At 67.4% G+C, this 15,484-nt stretch carries 16 protein-coding genes; 3 read left to right on the top strand and 13 right to left on the bottom strand.

Annotation, left to right across the window (positions count from 1 at the left end; translation table 11 throughout):
- The first annotated feature begins 31 nt into the window (after window positions 1-31).
- A complete protein-coding gene (locus JQT59_RS15695; protein ID WP_213576884.1) occupies window positions 32-1,543 on the top strand; it encodes an acetyl-CoA acetyltransferase in 1,512 nt (503 codons plus the stop codon).
- Here JQT59_RS15695 and JQT59_RS15690 read toward each other — a convergent pair.
- The 9 genes from JQT59_RS15690 to JQT59_RS15650 form a co-directional block, all read right to left on the bottom strand.
- Window positions 1,540-3,324, bottom strand: coding sequence for an ABC-F family ATP-binding cassette domain-containing protein (locus tag JQT59_RS15690; protein ID WP_213576883.1), 1,785 nt, complete (start codon window positions 3,322-3,324; stop codon window positions 1,540-1,542). The two genes, JQT59_RS15695 and JQT59_RS15690, sit on opposite strands and share 4 nt — an antisense overlap.
- Complete coding sequence (locus tag JQT59_RS15685; protein ID WP_213576882.1) at window positions 3,324-4,259, bottom strand: 4-(cytidine 5'-diphospho)-2-C-methyl-D-erythritol kinase; 936 nt, start codon at window positions 4,257-4,259, stop codon at window positions 3,324-3,326. Before JQT59_RS15685 ends, JQT59_RS15690 begins: the two co-directional genes overlap by 1 nt.
- Window positions 4,260-4,321: 62 nt before the next feature.
- Window positions 4,322-4,975 carry an urease accessory protein UreD gene (locus JQT59_RS15680; RefSeq protein ID WP_213576881.1) on the bottom strand — a complete coding sequence of 218 codons (654 nt, stop codon included), beginning with the start codon at window positions 4,973-4,975 and terminating at the stop codon, window positions 4,322-4,324.
- Window positions 4,975-5,664 (bottom strand): urease accessory protein UreG, encoded by a 690-nt coding sequence (ureG, locus tag JQT59_RS15675; RefSeq protein ID WP_213576880.1) that lies wholly within the window; start codon window positions 5,662-5,664, stop codon window positions 4,975-4,977. The genes JQT59_RS15680 and ureG overlap by 1 nt, the downstream gene beginning before the upstream one ends.
- Window positions 5,665-5,715: 51 nt before the next feature.
- On the bottom strand, window positions 5,716-6,348 hold the full coding sequence (locus tag JQT59_RS15670) for an urease accessory protein UreF (protein ID WP_213576879.1): 633 nt from the start codon (window positions 6,346-6,348) through the stop codon (window positions 5,716-5,718).
- Complete coding sequence (locus JQT59_RS15665) at window positions 6,348-8,069, bottom strand: urease subunit alpha (RefSeq protein WP_213576878.1); 1,722 nt, start codon at window positions 8,067-8,069, stop codon at window positions 6,348-6,350. Before JQT59_RS15665 ends, JQT59_RS15670 begins: the two co-directional genes overlap by 1 nt.
- On the bottom strand, window positions 8,066-8,380 hold the full coding sequence (locus JQT59_RS15660; RefSeq protein ID WP_109332442.1) for an urease subunit beta: 315 nt from the start codon (window positions 8,378-8,380) through the stop codon (window positions 8,066-8,068). The genes JQT59_RS15665 and JQT59_RS15660 overlap by 4 nt, the downstream gene beginning before the upstream one ends.
- 8 nt (window positions 8,381-8,388) lie before the next feature.
- On the bottom strand, window positions 8,389-8,691 hold the full coding sequence (locus JQT59_RS15655; protein ID WP_159925067.1) for an urease subunit gamma: 303 nt from the start codon (window positions 8,689-8,691) through the stop codon (window positions 8,389-8,391).
- A gap of 141 nt (window positions 8,692-8,832) precedes the next feature.
- Window positions 8,833-9,726: a YdcF family protein gene (locus JQT59_RS15650; RefSeq protein WP_213576877.1), complete on the bottom strand. Its 894-nt coding sequence runs from the start codon at window positions 9,724-9,726 to the stop codon at window positions 8,833-8,835.
- Window positions 9,727-9,900: 174 nt separating this feature from the next.
- Here JQT59_RS15650 and JQT59_RS15645 point away from each other — a divergent pair, with 174 nt between their 5' ends.
- Both JQT59_RS15645 and JQT59_RS15640 read left to right on the top strand, forming a co-directional pair.
- Window positions 9,901-10,869, top strand: a complete 969-nt coding sequence (locus JQT59_RS15645; protein WP_213576876.1) for a helix-turn-helix transcriptional regulator — start codon at window positions 9,901-9,903, stop codon at window positions 10,867-10,869.
- A 105-nt stretch (window positions 10,870-10,974) separates the two neighbouring features.
- Window positions 10,975-11,403, top strand: a complete 429-nt coding sequence (locus tag JQT59_RS15640; RefSeq protein WP_213576875.1) for a hypothetical protein — start codon at window positions 10,975-10,977, stop codon at window positions 11,401-11,403.
- A gap of 87 nt (window positions 11,404-11,490) precedes the next feature.
- Here the strand turns inward: JQT59_RS15640 and JQT59_RS15635 are convergent, their stop codons facing one another.
- The 4 genes from JQT59_RS15635 to JQT59_RS15620 all read right to left on the bottom strand — a co-directional run bounded on the left by JQT59_RS15635 (window position 11,491) and on the right by JQT59_RS15620 (window position 15,198).
- Window positions 11,491-11,694 carry a cold-shock protein gene (locus JQT59_RS15635; RefSeq protein ID WP_109332503.1) on the bottom strand — a complete coding sequence of 68 codons (204 nt, stop codon included), beginning with the start codon at window positions 11,692-11,694 and terminating at the stop codon, window positions 11,491-11,493.
- A gap of 317 nt (window positions 11,695-12,011) precedes the next feature.
- Window positions 12,012-12,917, bottom strand: coding sequence for a 16S rRNA (adenine(1518)-N(6)/adenine(1519)-N(6))-dimethyltransferase RsmA (gene rsmA, locus JQT59_RS15630; RefSeq protein ID WP_159925059.1), 906 nt, complete (start codon window positions 12,915-12,917; stop codon window positions 12,012-12,014).
- A gap of 10 nt (window positions 12,918-12,927) precedes the next feature.
- A complete protein-coding gene (locus JQT59_RS15625) occupies window positions 12,928-14,055 on the bottom strand; it encodes a resuscitation-promoting factor (RefSeq protein ID WP_213576874.1) in 1,128 nt (375 codons plus the stop codon).
- A gap of 27 nt (window positions 14,056-14,082) precedes the next feature.
- Window positions 14,083-15,198 (bottom strand): resuscitation-promoting factor, encoded by a 1,116-nt coding sequence (locus JQT59_RS15620; RefSeq protein WP_213576873.1) that lies wholly within the window; start codon window positions 15,196-15,198, stop codon window positions 14,083-14,085.
- Window positions 15,199-15,484 lie beyond the last annotated feature (286 nt).

Below are 15,484 nucleotides of genomic sequence, written 5' to 3'. Positions count from 1 at the left end.
TCTCGACCGTCCGGACACCGAAGGGGTTTCCATGCTCGATCCAGCGCGCATACCCGTCATCGTCGGTGTCGGTGACGTACGGTCCGGACGAAGTGGGGTTCCTGCGGGCCCGCGGGAGCCACTCGATCTCATCTCGGAGGCCGCGCAGTCAGCGATTGCCGACTGCGGTGTCGCAGCGCTGCGGTCCCGGATCGACGCGATACACGCGGTCAAGACCGTCAGCTGGTCCTACGACGATCTTCCGGGATTGCTCGCGGCCCGGCTGAAGGTGCCGGCGCCCATCACCGCGAGCACCTCGCCGATCGGCGGCCATTGGCCTGCTGCTCTTCTCGACCGCATCGGTGATGACATCGCCGGAGGTCGAACGTCGGTGGCACTGCTGGTGGGCGGTGAGGCGCAGGCGACCATGACGGCGCTACAGAAGTCGGGCACCGATCCGGTGTCGCTCGGCTGGGTAGCGGCACCGGGTGGGCCACCGGCCTTCGATGCCTCCGATCTCGGAAGCCCCGGCATGCAGCGGGCTGGGCTCATCGTGCCGACCCGCGTCTATCCCTTGTTCGAGAATCGCTTCACCTACGACTCGGGCCGCACACCCGAGCAGTCCTCGGCGTGGTCGGCCCGCATGTACTCGGCCTTCTCGGAGCTGGCGGCGAAGAATCCGGCGTCGTGGACGTCGACGGTGTATACCCCCGAAGACATCGCGACCACCGGACCGGGCAATCGCATGGTCTGTGAACCGTATCCCCTGATGCTCAACGCCATGCCGTTCGTGGATCAGGCGGCAGCGGTCGTGGTGTGCTCCCTGGCGCTCGCCCGCGAACACGGCATCGCCGACGACCGAGTGGTCTATCTGTGGGGTGGCGCCGGAGCGACCGACCCGGTGGATGTGCTTGCCCGCAACAGCTTCGGGACCTCCGCGGCGATGAACCGGGCCGTCGGCCGGGCACTGGCCCAGGCCTCCCTCGAGGCGTCCGCCCTCGACGTCGTCGACGCCTACAGTTGCTTCCCGGTGGTCCCGAAATTGTTGATTCGCGCACTCTGCCTACCCGAGGACACCGTCCCCAGCGTGACCGGTGGGCACTCGTTCTTCGGCGGCCCGCTCAACAGCTACACCCTGCACGCCATCGCCGAAGTGACCCGCCGCGTTCGTGAGGGCGCCGGCCCGGCCCTCGTCCACGGCAACGGCGGATATCTGACGTACCAGCACGTCGTCCTGCTCTCGGGCACGCCGCACCGGAACGGCTACATCGGCACCCCCGAGCCGGAACAGCTCGGTTCGGACGCTCCCGAACTCGTCGCCGGATACGCCGGCGAAGCCGAGATTCTCACGACCACTGTGGAGTACGGCCGCGACGGTGTCCCCGCCACCGGATTCGTCGTCGCACACACGTCCGACGGACGGCGTCTCGCCGGACGCACCGGACCCGAGGACGCAGCAGCCCTGTCGGCGTACACCCGCACTCCCCCGCGGTCGGTGATCGGCCGGACGGTCCATGTCACCGACCGGGACGGTGTGCTGACCGTTCGGTTTCCGACCGGCTAGTCCAGATCGGCGGCCAGTTCCATCCACTGCTCCTCAGCCGCTTCCTTCTCGGCCACCACTTGCTTGAGCTCGACGTCGAGCTTCTGCAGCTTGTCCGGATCCGTCGCCGCCTCGGCCAGCTTCTCGTGCAGCTTCCGCTCGCGCTCGTCCAGCTTGGCGACCGCACGCTCGAGGCGAGAAAGTTCTTTCCGCGCAGCACGTTCCGCCGCACCGTCACGCGCCTGTTTGGGCGCCGACGCACCCGTCGCCGTCGACGCGACGGACGGTGCGCCGACGTCACCCATCACCGCACGGCGTCGCAGGTAGTCCTCGATGCCACCGGGGAGGTTGGTCAGCTTCCCGTCACCGAACAGTGCCCACGTCGTGTCACAGATACGCTCGATCAGGTAGCGGTCGTGGCTGATGACGACCATCGTGCCCGCCCAGCCGTCGAGGATGTCCTCGAGCTGCTGCAGGGTGTCGATGTCGAGGTCGTTGGTCGGCTCGTCGAGAAGAAGGACGTTGGGCTCGGCCATCAGCACTCGCGTGAGCTGGAGGCGGCGCCGCTCACCGCCCGACAGGTCACCGACCGGTGTTCGCTGGCGAGCCGGCGTGAAGCCCAGCCGCTCGGCCAGTTGTCCGGCCGAGACCTCCTTGTCGCCCAGAGTGATTCGCTCCGCGACGTCCTTGACGGCCTCGAGGACCCGCATGCCGATGGGGAGGTCGTCGAGTTCCTGGCGCAACCATCCGATGTGGACCGTCTGTCCCTGGATGCGTTTGCCCGCCGCGGGTTCGATTTCCCCGGCGAGCGTGCGGAGCAACGTCGTCTTGCCGGAACCGTTGACCCCGACCAGACCGACACGTTCACCGGGCGCGAGCCGCCACGTGAGGTCGTCGACGAGCACCCGGCCGTCGGGCGTCTCGAGACGGGCATCCTCGAGTTCGATGACCACCTTGCCGAGCCGGCGCTGCGCGAACGACGCCAAGGCCACGTTGTCGCGGGGCGGCGGCACGTCGGCGATCAACGCCTCCGCGGCCTCGATCCGGTACTTGGGCTTCGACGTGCGGGCCGGAGCACCGCGCCGCAGCCACGCCAACTCCTTGCGGGCCAGGTTACGCCGGCGCTCCTCGGACGCGTCCGCCTGCCGGGACCGCTCCGCCCGTGCGAAAACCCAGTCGTTGTAACCACCCTCGTAGCTTTCGACCCCGCCGCCCACCACTTCCCACGTGCGGTTGGCGACGGTGTCGAGGAACCAGCGGTCGTGGGTGACGACCACGAGGGCGCTACGGCGGGACACCAGGTGCTCGGCCAGCCACTGCACCCCCTCGACGTCGAGGTGGTTGGTGGGTTCGTCGAGTACCAGGAGGTCGAGGTCCTGCACCAGCGCCGCCGCCAGCGCGACACGCCGTCGCTCGCCACCGGACAGTCCGTCGACGGTGACTTCCAAGCCGAGGTTGTCGATTCCGATGCCCGCGAGGACGGAGCGGATGCGGGCGTCACCGGCCCATTCGTGAGCGGCGACGCCGAGCGGTCCGAGAACCACGTCGCCGACACTGGAGCCGGGCGGCAGGACGCCGCGTTGCGTCACCACAGCCATCCGCAGGCCGCCGACCCGGCTGACGCGTCCGGAGTCGGGCGCCTCCACACCGGCGAGCACCTCGAGCATCGTGGTCTTGCCGCCACCGTTGAGGCCGACGACGCCGATGCGTTCGCCTTCCTGTACGCCGAGCGACACCGAATCGAGCAACGGCTTGATGCCGAACGACTTCGATACCTGTTCGAGATTGATCAGATTCGCCATCAGTGCGATCCCTCCGCCGCGTCATTGATTATTCGGGCGCCCGGCACCGGTCCGCTCGCGACCCGCACGGTGCGACACACTCCCGCACCTGCGAGTTCTGCGCTGACACGGACCGCGGCATCCGCGTCAGCGCACAGAAAGGCACAGGTCGGCCCCGACCCGGAGACGATGCCGGCGAGTGCGCCCGCGGCGACTCCGGCGCGCAACGTCCGCCGCAGTCGTGGCTCGAGGGACAAGGCAGCGGCCTGCAGATCGTTGCCCAGCAGCGGCGCGAGCGTTGCAGCGTCGCCCGTCGTGAGCGCATGCATGAGGTCGTCCGCACCGCCGAGCTTCGGTGGTGTGCCGGCGGCGCGCAGGCGGTCGAGTTCCCGGAACACCGTGGGGGTGCTCAACCCACCTTTCGCGAGCGCGAGTACCCAATGGAAGGTGCTGCGCGAGAGAACCGGCAGGAGTCTCTCGCCGCGTCCGGTTCCGAAGGCGGTACCACCGTGCAGCGCAAACGGCACGTCACTACCCAGTTTCGCTGCGAAAGAATGGAGGTCCTCACGAGAGAGGTCGAGATGCCACAGCGCGTTCAGGGCCACCAGCGTCGCGGCGGCGTCGGCGCTGCCGCCCGCCATGCCACCGGCAACCGGGATGCCCTTGTCGATCGAGATCTCGATGTCGGGACGCCGGTCGGCCTCGACCGCAAGCATCTCGGCGGCTTTCCAGACGAGGTTGCGGCTGTCGGTGGGAACCACGCGGGCATCTTCACCGCGGACCTTCACGGTCAGCGCATCCGCAGGCGCGACCGACACGGTGTCGCCGAGGGAGAGCGCCTGGAAGACCGTGTTCAGCTCGTGGTAGCCGTCGGCGCGTTGGTCCCCGACGGCCAGGTGGAGATTGACCTTGGACGGGGCCCGGACGACGACGGGGCGAGGAACGACGGAAAGCACAAGGATAGAGCTTAGGCGCTCGCAGTACGGGGGTGGAAATGCGTGGCACCCCCGCCCTCAGCTCACAGTCGCGGGCCGAGCTGCGTCGTGAGGCTGCCTCCTCGTGCGAGCGGAAGACGTGTTCGGGCTGTGCGGGCGTCGCCCGACACCTCGGCGGGACGATCGTCGGGATAGCGGAGCTCGCTGGTGAGGGCGGCGGGCGCGTCGAGAACGTCGTGGGAGACGGTGCCGGCGCCCAACTCCAGCCGGTGCCGGAGCAGCGGAACGTTCCCCAGATCGGCGTCGGTCGTCCCGATCCAGATTCCGGCGCGTTCCCCCGTGCGGCCGATCTGTACCCGCTCACGCAAGACCAGCGTCGACGTCGGTGCGAGGAGCACGGTCGATTCCACCCGGTGCTCGGCCGCGCCGGCCACGACGGTCGGCTCCAGGGCGCAATCGAGGGCGGCGTCGTCTTCCACATCGACCGACCAGTGCGCCGTCGACACCGTGCATCCCCGGCCGGGCAGCGCCAGGGACGCAGCGACGCTGCGGAGCGACAACCGCGCCCCCGACAGCACCCGAACGGTGATGTCCCAGTGGTCACCGCCGAGCGGGGTGGCGGCCGTGCCGATCACGTGTACCGTGTCGCGCCCGGTGATCCGGGCAGCGAGCCCGCCGACGGCGGAGATCCGGGGGCTCCGGCCGGGAGTCGCCACGATGGTCAGCTCGGTGCGCACTACCCGTGCACGTCGGCGAGCGTGCGTACCTGCTCGCGCACCCACTCCAGAGCCGGCCCGGACGACGGGTCCTCGGTCAGCGAGATCAGCACGGTGGGCCTGCCCTCACGAACCTGCTCGGCGTCCCGCTGCATGACCGACAGATCGGCACCGACCATCGGCGCCAGATCGGTCTTGTTGATCACGAGCAGGTCCGAGAACGTCACCCCCGGACCGCCCTTGCGCGGAACCTTGTCGCCACCGGCGACATCGACGACAAAAATCTGCACGTCGATGAGGCCGGACGAGAACGTGGCCGTCAGGTTGTCGCCGCCCGACTCGACGAGAATCAAGTCGAGCGGTGGGTTGGTGTCGATCAAGTCGTCGATGGCGTCGAGATTGGCGGTGATGTCGTCGCGGATGGCTGTGTGCGGGCAGCCACCGGTCTGCACGGCGGCGATCCGCTCGTCCGGAAGCACGGCGTGGCGACGCAGGAAGTCCGCGTCCTCGGTGGTGTAGATGTCGTTGGTCAGAACGGCGAGGGACAGTTCGTCGCGCAGTTGCCTGCACAGTGCTGCCACCAGAGCCGTTTTGCCCGACCCCACCGGCCCGCCGATGCCGATCCGGACCGGCTCACCCGCTACTCGTGTCCGCTTCGGCCGATCGTGTAGATGATCGTGCGGCTCACCGTCGATGACATGCGGTGGCATGGTTGCTCTCCTTACTCAGGGCTCGTTCAGTGTATTTGTCAGGCTTACTCGTCAGGACGCGAACAGTGGTCGGTCTCGTTCCATGTGGCGCTGGGCGACGACATCGAGAAGCGGATCGGACACGCTCGCCAGCCCGGTCGCGCAGTCATCGGCGACGGCATCGCACAGATCCGCCAAGGTGAAGGTGCAGGCGGCGACCTGCGCGGGATCGAGCGCGAGCAGCCGTTGCGCGGCGATCGCGGATCCGGTCATGGTGGTGTAGACGACGACAAGCGCCGCCTCACGGGCCGAGACACCGGTGAGACGCCCGACCACTCCGGTCACCACCGGCAGGTGCGGACGCGTTCCCAGCAGCGACCAGTTCTGTTCGGGCCAGGTGGTGCGGGACAACCGCAGCAGGCCCCTTCCCTGTGCGCGGGACGAGGTACGCGCCGCCGGCGACGGGGTGCGTGCATCCATCTCGAGGTCGCCCTGGTCGATGGAGAGCCGGCCGTCGCACACAGCCGCGGCGATCGACCCGGCGACCAGCCCGGACGCCCGGATTCGCCTGCGGAGGAACGCGTCCATCGTGGGGATGTCGCGGACCAGACCACTGGTGACGGCCTCTTCCATCCCGCCCGAGTGCACATGCCCGCCGGTCGGCAACCTGGAGTCGGCCAGCGTGAACAGATGGGCGAGGCGCATCAGAACAGGAAATAACGTTGTGCCATCGGCAATTCCGATGCCGGCTGTTCCTCCCACACCTCACCGTCGATACGGACGGTGAACGTATCCGGATCTACCTCGATGCGGGGTTGCGCGTCGTTACGGGGCATGTCGGCCTTACCTCTGGACCGCACGTTCGCGACCGGAACCAGCCGCCGGCCGAGCGCGAGCCGATCGGCCAGACCGTCCTCGAGTGCGTGGGGAGCGACGAAGTGCACCGAGGTCGCCGCGGCGGCCCTGGGCGCCGCCCCGAACATGGGCCGCGGCAGCACCGGTTGCGGCGTCGGAATAGAGGCGTTGGCATCCCCCATCGCCGCCCACGCGATCATGCCGCCCTTGATCACCGCGTGCGGCCGCACTCCGAAGAACGCCGGCTCCCACAGCACCAGGTCGGCCAGTTTGCCCACCTCGACGGAGCCGATCTCCTCTTCCAGCCCGTGCGCGACTGCCGGACAGATGGTGTACTTCGCGACGTAACGCTGGACGCGTTGGTTGTCTGCCCCGTTGTCGCCGGGAAGAAAGCCCCGGCGCCGTTTCATCACGTGGGCGGTCTGCCAGGTACGCATCACTACCTCCCCGATGCGCCCCATCGCCTGCGAGTCGCTGCCGATCATCGAGATCGCACCCAGATCGTGGAGCAGATCCTCCGCTGCAATGGTCGACGGCCGGATGCGGCTCTCCGCGAATGCCAGGTCTTCGGGGATCTTGGGATTGAGATGGTGGCACACCATCAGCATGTCGAGGTGCTCGTCCAGTGTGTTGACGGTATGTGGCCGAGTCGGATTGGTGGAACTCGGCAGGACGTTCGGGTGTGCGGCCACCGTGATGATGTCCGGCGCGTGCCCGCCGCCCGCACCCTCGGTGTGATAGGCGTGGATCGCTCGGCCCGCGATGGCGGCGAGGGTGTCCTCCACGAAACCCGCTTCGTTGAGCGTGTCCGAATGCAGGGCCACCTGCACTCCGGCGGCGTCGGCCACCGTGAGACACGCATCGATCGCGGCGGGCGTCGAACCCCAGTCCTCGTGCAGCTTGAAACCGGACACTCCGCCGCGCAACTGTTCCCACATCGACTCGGAACTGACGGTGTTTCCCTTGCCCAGCAGGGCAATGTTCATCGGCCAGCCGTCGAGCGCCTCGAGCATCCGTGCGGTATGCCACGACCCCGGTGTGACGGTGGTGGCCTTGCTGCCCTCGGCCGGTCCGGTGCCGCCGCCGACGAGCGTGGTGATGCCGCCGCCGAGCGCCTCTTCCAGGATCTGCGGTGCGATGAAGTGCACGTGGCAGTCGATCCCGCCGGCAGTGAGGATCTTGCCGTTCCCGGCAATGATCTCCGTGGAGGGACCCACCACCAGGTCGGGGTGCACCCCGGACATCGTGTCGGGGTTGCCGGCTTTCCCGAGAGCCACGATGCGGCCGTCGCGAATACCGATGTCTGCTTTGATGATTCCCCAGTGATCGACGATCACCACTCCGGTGATCACGGTGTCGGGGGCACCGTCGGCCCGCGTCGCACGGCCCTGCCCCATCGACTCCCGCAACACTTTTCCGCCACCGAACACCGCTTCCTCACCGGCGAGGCCTGGTCCCCCGCTGCGGTCCTCGGTGATCTCGATCAGCAGGTCGGTATCGGCGAGCCGGATACGATCGCCGGTGGTGGGGCCGAACAGCTCGGCGTACCGGGCACGGCTGAGTTCGGTCAAGACGGGTCCAGCTTTCCGGGAGGCGTCAGGTTCAGCCCGTGCACTTCGCGCCTGCCACCGAGGGGCACCAACGAAACAGTCTGCGCGATGCCCGGTTCGAACCGCACTGCCGTGCCTGCGGGGATGTCGAGCCGCAAGCCGTGCGCGGCCACGCGGTCGAAGTGCAGAGCGGAGTTTGCTTGCGGGAAATGGACATGGCTACCGACCTGTACGGGTCGGTCGCCGGCGTTCACGACCTCGAGCCGCGTGCGGGGCGCGCCCTCGTTGAGCGCTATCACGCCGTCGGCGCAGAACACCTCACCTGGAATCACGGTGTCTCCTATGCAATCGGATCGTGGACGGTGACGAGCTTGGTGCCGTCCGGAAAGGTCGCCTCGACCTGCACGTCGTGCAGCATCTCGGGGACGCCTTCCATCACGTCCGACCGGGTGAGCACTTCACGCCCGGATACCATCAGCTCTGCCACCGAACGTCCGTCCCGCGCCCCCTCGAGGATGTGGTCGGTGATGATCGCGACGGCCTCCGGATGATTGAGCGTCAGGCCCCGCTGCTGCCGCCGGCGCGCGAGTTCGGCGGCGTAGCTCAGAAGCAGACGCTCCTGCTCGTGGGGCGACAAGCGCATGTGTCCTCCTGCGGTCGGTGCGTCGCAATACTGCCACGATCTGCAGTGTGGCACCTCCCACGCCTGCGCCGACTACCGTTCTCGTCGCGGAAACACCGATGACACGAAATCGTCACAGCACTGCCCTATCGGGCCGCACACCTAGTAACCGGCGGGGATGCCGAAGACCCGGATCGCATCTCGGTACATGCCGAGTTGCTGGTCCTTGGTCAAGGGCGCGACTTCGGCGATCAGCTGCCCCGCACTGGTAACGGCGCTCATTGCGCCGACCACCGGAAGCCTGGCAACGTTGAAATCGACCGTTGCCCTACGGATATGGTTGGCCGACGTCACAATGATCGCGCCACCCGCACCGAGCGAGCGCGCCAGCGGAACCGAGTTCAGCGCGTTGGCTACCGTCGATCCGGCACGGTGCTCGGCGTGGATCCGCTGGGGTGCAACACCGTTGGCTTGCAGCCACCCCTGCATGGCGGCTGCCTCGGTGATGCCGTTCTGTGGGTTGCCGCCGGTGACGATGATGGGCGAGAACGGCGACACGAACGACTGGATCACCGTGGCCTGTAGCCGGTTGATCAACTCCGGGCGCATGCTGCCGTCGGGCAGCAGTCCGTAACCGAGAACGATGATGGCGGTGGACGGGCCTTGGATTGCCGGAAGCGGGTTCGGTGGCGTGAACGACGCAGTCCTGACGGCGTCGAGCAGGCCGTGCACGCCGGCCCGCATGCCTGCATCCATCGCTCCCAGTCGCGCGAGCGCGGCCTCGCGGGTGATCAGGTCGGAGGCGGCATCGGCATAGATCGCTTGCAAAGCCACCGCATTCGGGTCGCCCGGGTCCTGGGCGACGGCTCCGCCGATGTCGGCGAGCGCACCTCGGGCGTCCCCGTCAGCAAACTTTCCCTGGGCACTGTTGAAGAGATCCGCCGCCGAGGCCGAGGCCGTCGCGGTCGGTGAGACGAGGAGGACGAACGTGAAGAGGGTGGACAGGAGAGCGGCCAGTACCGCTCTGGCCGGATACGGCCGGACACGCGTGTGCATTCTCAACGAGGACCTTTCCGTCGGATTTTCACTACAAGACTCGTGCGATGGTCCGTGGAGCGTCGGCGGCCAGTGTAGTGGCCCGCCCGGGGGCCCTGCCGGGATTTCGTACCCGGCGGTTTGCTCCCCTAATCAGGACAGGACCCGTCCGCAATCGGTGGCATTCTTGTCGTCATGCGAGAAACTTCGGCACGACTCCTCCGGATGCTCTCACTCCTGCAGACCCGGAAGGAGTGGTCGGGAGCCGAACTGGCCGATCGACTGGGAATCACAGCGCGCACCGTTCGCCGGGACATCGACAAGCTTCGCGACCTCGGTTATCCGGTCGACGCGACCGTCGGCGTCGGCGGCGGATATCAGCTCGGTGCCGGCGCCGAGATGCCGCCTCTACTACTCGACGACGAGGAGGTCCTGGCGGTCGCACTGGGACTCCAATCCGGCTCCACCGGTTCGGTGGTGGGCATCGGCGACGCGTCGATGCGCGCCCTCGCCAAGCTCCGGCAGGTGATGCCGTCGCGGCTTCGGCACCGCCTCGAGACGTTGCAGGTCGACGTGGTGCACCGAGAACCTGCACGGAGCGCCGTGGACGCACAGGTGCTTTCCAGCGTCGCATCTGTGTGCCACAACCACGAGCGTCTCCGCTTCGACTACAGCACCCACGACGGCACCGAGAGTCGTCGCGAGGTGGAGCCCTATCGACTCGTTCGGTCCGGTGTCCGCTGGTATCTGGTGGCATGGGATCTCACGCGCGCCGACTGGCGTTCGTTCCGGGTGGATCGGATGACGCCGAAGATTCCGACAGGACCCCGCTTCACGCCGCGTGAGCTCCCACCGGGTGGCGCCGCCGATTTCGTCGCCCGCGGAATCACCCGCGCCGTCACCCGGGTACGCGCGCGAGTGCTGTTGCACGCTCCGATCGGTGAGATCGCACCCATGGTGCACGAAGACTGGGGCACTCTCGAGGAACTGCCGGACGGCCACTGCGCGGTCGCGCTCGGCGGCGACTCCCTGGCGTCGATCGCTCACTGGCTCAGCGCTTTCGGTACCGACTTCACCGTCGTCGATCCCCCTGAGCTGCGCGAAGAGTGCCGACGGGTGGGCGAGCGCCGTCGCCTCTTCGCCGACCGCTACGGTAACGCCTGACCAAGACGCCGTGCGGTGGTCACCGTGTCCCAGATAACGACGGAGCGACACGGCCGTTGTTCGGCGTCCGAGCAGCGACGAGACGAAAGGTCGGGGTTGTCGGGGATGCAGCACACGATTGCCGAGGAGGGGCGCGCTCGCGCGCCGTCAGGGCCCGAAAACAGCGCGAAAGTGCTTGTGGGGGCACATGTGGCGCTCGGCGCCGCAACCGTCGTCACCATGGTGTTCTCGCTGGCGTTCCTCTGCACACTCGACAACGGAAACGATCCGTGGACCTGGCCGGCACGGTACTCGTCGGCATGGTATGTCTGCGCGGCGATTCTCGCCTCGACGGTGTGGGCACTTCTCGTCACCGGTGTGCTGATCTTCCGGCCGGCACGCCGACGCGGACTGGGCACCGCAACCTTCCTCGTCGCCGTGATCCTCGGTATCTGCGCCGTCGTCGGTCTCTTCGGCCCGAATTCTGCGCTTCAGCTCTGGCTGGTGTGCGCGATCAATCTCGCGTATCAGGCTGCGCATCTACGTTCGGTGTGAGATGGAAACGAGGCAAGGCCCCACTCCTGCGGAGTGGGGCCTTGCTCGAACGTCATGTCCCGGCGAACCGGGAAGTCATAGCCGTTCTCAGACCAGGGTGACGCCGGTGGCCTGCGGGCCCTTGTTGCCCTGGCCGATCTCGAACGAAACACGCTGGTTCTCCTCGAGCGTGCGGAAGCCGCCGCTCTGGATCTCCGAGTAATGGACGAACACGTCAGCGCTGCCATCCTCGGGGGCGATGAAGCCGAACCCCTTCTCGGAGTTGAACCACTTCACGATGCCCTCTGCCATGTAAATCTCCTCTAACACAGTTTCTTCTTCAGGTAACCGGCTCGGTTACCTGGGTCATCTGACACGACCGCTTATGACAATTCCTGTGGAGGACGTCCAAACGCTCGCAACCATCGATTTGCGAGCGTGGGAAACACAAACACAAAACTTACGACCTCCAATAGTGAACCACATCGGCGCCCGCTTGTCTCCCCCACCCCGGGATCCGGGTCGATCGGCGCCCACCTGATGGGATTCGACGCCTCTCGTGCCGGTACCCGCCTCGGCCTCATCCACTACTCCACTGCCGGCATCCTCCGCAGGACGCGGAGCCGCGGCTACGGACGGGTGGCAGCAAGACGCACGAATGCCGCAGCGTCGAGCCTCTCCCCGCGCGTGGACGGCTCGATCCCTGCCTCGACGAGCCTGCGCTCCGCTTCGGCCGGCGATCCGGCCCAGCCACTGAGCGCCGCTCGTAATGTCTTGCGGCGCTGCGCAAATGCCGCGTCGATCACGGCAAACACTCGTCGCCGGTGCTCGTCGTCGATCGGCCACGGAGGTTCTGCGTAACGATCGATCCGCACCAGTCCCGACTCCACCTTGGGAACAGGCCAGAAGACCGCTTTGCCCACGGACCCCGCACGGCGGACCGAACCGAAGAAGTTGGCCTTCACGCTCGGCACTCCGTAGGTCTTGCTGCCGGGCGGTGCCGCCAAGCGATCCGCCACCTCTGCCTGCACCATCACCAGAGCCGTTCGCAGACTGGGCAATTCCGCAAACAGGTGCAGTAGCACCGGCACGGCCACGTTGTAGGGCAGGTTGGCGACGAGCGCGGTGGGTTCACCGGGGATCTCGGACGGCTGAACGCGCATCGCATCCGCCCCGACCACGGTCAACCGGTCCGCGAGCCCCGGAGCGCGGGCGGCGACCGTGACCGGCAGCCGGGCGGCGAGGTTGGGATCGATCTCGACCGCAATCACCTTGTCCACCACGTCGAGTAGCGCCAGGGTGAGCGACCCTAGACCGGGCCCGACCTCGAGAACGATGTCGCTGCTCCCCACGCCGGCGGTGGCCACGATACGACGAACGGTGTTGGCGTCGTGAACGAAGTTCTGCCCCAGCTGCTTCGTGGGGCGCACACCGAATTCCTCGGCTAGCGAACGCACTTCGGCGGGGCCGAGCAGAGCAGCCTGCCCTCGGGGAGACTGGCCTCGTTCGACATGGGGTGATTCGGCGTCGGACACCAGGGGAACTTTAACGGACTCCGAGCCTGCCCGAACACGTCGGCCATGCTCCCCAGCCCTGCGTCTGCTGCGTTCGGGAAGCGATGGCGATCTGCTCCTCGCGGGTGGCGAGGTCGGCCCGCGGTGCGTACCTGAGACCGCCCTGACGCTCCCAGGTGTTCTGATCGAACTGAACGCCGCCGAAAAAGCCGTTGCCCGTGTTGATGGCCCAGTTCCCGGTGGCTTCACACTGCGCGAGCGCATCCCAGACGGCGCCGTTCTCGACGGGAGGCACCTCCGTGCCCGGTTTCGCGCCGACTCTGATCACCTTGGGCTGCGCGGGCGTGGTGACCGTGGCCGCCACCTGGTTGCGGCCCACTTCCCTGCCGTTGACCGTGTTGACCGCAAAGGTGACGTCCTGCACACCCGGCATGCCCGGGTTCTCCACCACGGTGCGGCTCATGTTCATCGTGGGGTCTTCGATCCGCTGCTCCGGCGGCGCCAACGGCAGGGTCTCGACCTTCGTCTCGACTCGGTCGCGGGTGACCGTGACGCCCATACCCTCCGCCAGCGGCGTGTCCGCGGGGGGCACGACCGTATCGGACTGTTCGAGAGGCGCACCGTGCGCGGTGAGGAACTCCCCGACCGTCGGTGCCGCCAGCCGCACATCCGTCACCGGCGACGCGCCGTCGGTCAGCCTGACCACCATCGGGTTGAGTACCTCCAGCGCGGCGCCGTCGAGAGGCAGGCGCTGCGAACGCGACGCGGACACGTGCACGTCCTCGGCGAGTTCCAACTGCTTCAACGCATCCTCGACGGTGAGCGCCGTGGTCCACACGGTCTTGGGCTGACCGTCCACGGTGAGGGACACCTCGCGTGCGCGGCGCAGAACCACCGTGTCACCGTCGGACAGGGTCGCGTCCCGTTCGGGTGCCACCACGTCGCGCTCGTCGAGCGAGTACCCGGCGTCGGACAGCGCGGCATCGACACTGGTACTCATGGTGCTCAGCGAGACCTTCTCACCGTCCACGTCGAGTGTGACGGTCTTGTGCCGGACCACGGCCATCACTCCGCCGGCGATCAGTGTGGCGAGAAGCAGCGCGACCACGGTGTATAGCAGCGGCGAGCGGGCCGAGTTGATCTTGGCGAAGGGCGACATCGTGTTCCTTTACTCGAGCCGAGCGGGTCAGCGGAGTCCGAGCTTGCTGGTGCAGGCGGGCCAGGCACCCCAGCCCTGCGTCGCTTGGACCTTTTCGGCAACGGAGATCTGCTGCTCGCGCGACGCGAGGTCGGCGCGAGGGGCGTAGGCGGTGCCACCGAAGGCTTCCCAGGTGCTCTGCGTGAACTGGAGTCCCCCGTAGAAGCCGTTCCCGGTGTTGATGGCCCAGTTGCCGGTGGCCTCGCAGTGCGCAATGGAGTCCCAGGTCGACGCGTTGGAGATGGCGATCTCCTTCACGCCGACACGGACGACTGCGGGCGCCGGTTCACGCAGGATCTCCGACTTCAGTTCCTGGCGGCCTGCCTCGACCCCGTTGACGGTCTTCACTGCGGCCGTCACGGTGCGCTCACCGGGAACGCCCGGGTTCTCGACGACGGTCTTGCCCTTGTCGAGCGCGGGATCGTCCACGCGGTTCTCGGGGGGCGCGATCGGCAGGGTCTCGGTGCGGGTCTCGGTGCGGTCGCGGGTCACGCGGATCTCGGCGCCGTCGACCAGGGGGCTGTCGGCGGGAGGTACGACGGTGTCGGCCTGCTCGAGCGGGGCACCCTTGGCCGCCAGCAAATCGCCCACTGTGGGGGCGGCGAGGCGGACCTCGGCGATCGGCGCGGCGCCGTCGGCAACCTTGACGAGCTTGGGTTCGACGACGTCCAGCTCGGCACCTTCGAGCGGAAGGCGCTGCGAACGCGACGCCGAGACGTGCACGTCGTCGGCCAGTTCGAACTGCTTCAGGGCGTCGTCGACGGTGAGCGCCGTGGTCCACACCTTCTTCGGCTCGCCGTCGACGGTGAGCGTGACCTCACGGGCGCGCCGCAACACGACGGTGTCACCTTCGGAGATCGAGGCGCCGGCAGCAGGCGCGACAGCGTCACGCTCGTTGAGGGTGTACCCGGCGTCGTCGAGGGCCCCGCTCACATCGGTAGCCATGGTGCCGAGCGACATGCTCTCGCCGTCGACGTCGATGGTGACGGTCTTGTGCCGGGCTACGGCCAGGGCGCCACCGACGACGAGGGTCGCAAGCAGTGCGGCGACCACCACGTAGAGAAAGGGCGATTTGGCGTTGTTAAGTCTGGCGAGTACTGACACATCAAGTCCCAAAGGCTGGCGAAAGTTTGATCACGGTACGGTAACGAATCGGCTTTGCTATGGCAACTTTGCAGCCTGCACCTGCTACCTAGATCACAAAAAGATTGAGATCGGACATGGTTTTCGACTGGGACGCGAAAACGCGTCGAATTCGGGCCACCCGCGGTGACGCAGTATCTTGCGTCTGCACCAAGAGCCCGGAAGCGACCGGGCACCTGTCATAGAAAGCTGGGGTTCCGTGCACAGCAGATCCGATCGACTTCTGAGACACGTCAGACGTCCGAGA

It is taken from the genome of Rhodococcus sp. USK13, assembly GCF_018343855.1.
Classification (GTDB): domain Bacteria; phylum Actinomycetota; class Actinomycetes; order Mycobacteriales; family Mycobacteriaceae; genus Rhodococcus_F; species Rhodococcus_F oxybenzonivorans.
Note: the sequence above shows the minus strand (reverse complement) of the source record. Positions and strands in the feature narration are given on the sequence as shown.